This is a genomic window from Treponema sp. R8-4-B8, from assembly GCF_054786175.1.
In genome coordinates this window covers 1-2,792 of record NZ_BDHE01000066.1, presented here as the reverse complement: position 1 = coordinate 2,792, position 2,792 = coordinate 1, and the positions used below count along the sequence as shown (strand labels likewise).

At 35.9% G+C, this 2,792-nt stretch carries 3 protein-coding genes; all 3 read right to left on the bottom strand.

Features of this window, described 5'->3' with window-relative positions; genetic code table 11:
• Window positions 1-288: 288 nt before the first annotated feature.
• Complete coding sequence (locus tag ACYVRA_RS06205) at window positions 289-678, bottom strand: hypothetical protein (RefSeq protein WP_461251880.1); 390 nt, start codon at window positions 676-678, stop codon at window positions 289-291.
• Window positions 679-1,147: 469 nt separating this feature from the next.
• Window positions 1,148-1,972, bottom strand: a complete 825-nt coding sequence (locus ACYVRA_RS06200; RefSeq protein WP_461251879.1) for a hypothetical protein — start codon at window positions 1,970-1,972, stop codon at window positions 1,148-1,150.
• Window positions 1,973-2,194: 222 nt separating this feature from the next.
• A partial coding sequence (locus tag ACYVRA_RS06195) for a tyrosine-type recombinase/integrase (RefSeq protein WP_461251878.1) occupies window positions 2,195-2,792 on the bottom strand: 598 nt, incomplete at its 5' end.

Genomic DNA, 2,792 nt, shown 5'->3' with positions numbered 1-2,792 from the left:
GAAGCCCACATTAATTACAAAATTTGCCTACCGTGCCGAAGGCACATTCTTAAAACCATTAATGCAATTATTCCTCAATAAAGTTTAGGACTAATGGCACTTAACGTTCCGGCGGTAAAAGACGTTTGGGGCAGGTAATAGGGCGTTGCGTAGCAACGACCCCTGCCCCAAATGTGGCGGAACAAAAGCGTGCAGAGGGCGTAAGCCCGAACACGCTTTTGTGTAGCCTAGCCCCGAAGGGGCGTACTTTTACCGACCTGTTAAATGCCGTTTGCCTCACACAAATTTTTATTGTTTATTATACCACCGTCCAGAAGCATTATTAATACCAGAGCTTAAGAATAGTATTTTACCGTCAGAAGATAAATAGAATTCATATACATTTGCATCAGAATTATCAGTTGTAAATATTATTCTTGAACTATTTACAAAGTAATTACCATTGTTGCTATAATTTTCTTTTCTTTGATAACCAGTATCATTCAATGTATAGACATATGAACCGTTAGCATTAAATGTATATGTTACAGTACGAGTACCATCTGAATCTGAACCAATTATCGTTTTCCAAGTACCAATAATCCGTTGTGCATCATTATTAGACTGAGCCTCAGCCTTATTTTGCACACAAGATACTCCCAAAAAGACAATAATCAAACCAATTCCTAATTTCTTCATATACTATTCTCCTATGCGTATAATGTCCGCCGACATTTATTAATAACCCATACGGGCTATTTTTACACCATATTCCGCCGCAAGGCGGGGCGGGCATAGCCCGCCAATATTTACACAAAATCTTGTCAACTGCGGCGAAGCCGCATAGTTTTATATCTTATCTGCACTGATTACCATAGTTTGTCGCCGTTATGTTCTATCTCAATAAAAACCCCTTAATCTTTCTGTAACCAATGCAACGCTTGTAACTCTTAAAAAAGCCTACAGGCAAATGGCATTTAACGTTCCGGCTGTTTACGACGGTTGGGGCAGGTTATAGGGCAATGCGGAGCATTGACCCCTGCCCCAACTGTGCTGGAGTAAAACCGTGCAGAGGGCTTTAGCCCGAACACGGTTTTACGGAAGCCGAGCCGCCGTAAGGCGGCGAAGCGTAAACAGACCTGTTATGCGACGTAGAAAACTTTTATGATTATTCTGTTCCTCTTATTATATCTTCAATTATTGTTAAATTTTTTTCAGAAAAACCTTGGATAAAATGAATTCTGTATTTTTCTAAAGGCATTATTTTATGTGGTTTTAATTCCCAAACTATTATTTTCTGATTCAAATTATATTTTTTTTTGACTATTCCTTCCAATTTATCAATATCGTATGGTTTCCACATAGTTTTTGTTATGTACAAAATATAATCATTTTCTGTGTAATTGATTATATCCTTAAATATATCAAAATCATTAATTTCAAATATTTGCTTGCAATAATTATGAAAAGGGAAACATTGGTTCTGAGGGAAATTAGATTCCATATTCCTATTACGATATGTAAATAATTTTGAATTCATTATAAATGTATTTAAGTAAATAGCTAAAAGCCATGCTAAATCACCAGCAAAAAAAGTATTAAACGGGCGTTCCGCTTTTCTCATTAGATTATCAAAAATAATAATAACATCCTTTTCTATTTTGTTTTTAATAATATTTAGATAGTCATTTATTAATTCAATTATTGCGTTTTCAAATGGAATGTAAGAAATATACCAGATTGTTTTTATTAGCGTTACTATATTTACCTTTGATTCTATAAATTCATTCATGTTTTTAATTCTTTCTATAATATAATTTTCAACTTCCTTTGGAATTAAGGCATTCATGATCACTTTTTTATTTCGCATTCGATTCCAACGATGTAATTTCCCTTTACTGTAATTTATAGATAATGAAAAAGAAGATACTATACTCGGTAAATTTTTTATTAACAGAGGATATGATATTTCAGAAATCTCGTTAATGTCCATATAGTTTTCAATAATAAATAAATCAGACTATTATGTCAACCATTATTAAACTATTAGTTTTCTATGTCGCATAACGTCACATACCCATATTTCGCAATTACTCCACCCTCCACCAAAAACCCGCTCTCATAAAAAGCCACATCCAACAAGCTAACACGAGTAAAGTTTCGTATTAATGCGAAAAACTGGAGTATTACGCAAGTTAGTTATTTATACCCTAACTTACGGTATCGTGTCAAGAGGACTCTTGATGTTCAAAACATTGCGACGCGCGACATGGGTGTATCGTTCAGTTGTACGAAGATTAGCGTGACCTAGAAGAGCTTGAATGTAGCGAATGTCAGTGCCGCTTTCTAAAAGGTGAGTGGCAAAAGTGTGGCGCAGACCGTGAATTGAGATTTCTTTGGGAATAGCGGCACGGCGAAGTGCTTTATCAAAAATGCATTGGGCTGAACGAATTGACAAATGTTTTGAAGCGGGTTGGCCGGGGAAAACCCATTTATCAATATTAAAAAATTTATAGTACTCAACAATATATTGGGCGGCTTTCTCGGAAAGAAGAGTGCTGCGGTCTTTTCTGCCTTTGCCAAGACGAATGTAAATCACTTTGCGCGATAAATCAATGTGTTCTTTTTTAAGAGCGACTACCTCGCTGACGCGAAGACCAGACGAATAGACAAGCATCAACAATAAACGGTGTTTGGGATTTTTTTCTAAAGAAAAGATTTTGCTGATCTCCTCTTTTGACAAAATCATGGGAAGACGGCCGTCGTGACGGGGACGGTGTTTTTGTTCTATGCTGTCATCTTTTAAAATATAT

Coding starts and splice junctions, on each gene's coding strand:
- ACYVRA_RS06200 (WP_461251879.1), bottom strand. CDS start 1,972: ATGGACATTAACGAGATTTCTGAAATATCATATCCTCTGTTAATAAAA.
- ACYVRA_RS06205 (WP_461251880.1), bottom strand. CDS start 678: ATGAAGAAATTAGGAATTGGTTTGATTATTGTCTTTTTGGGAGTATCT.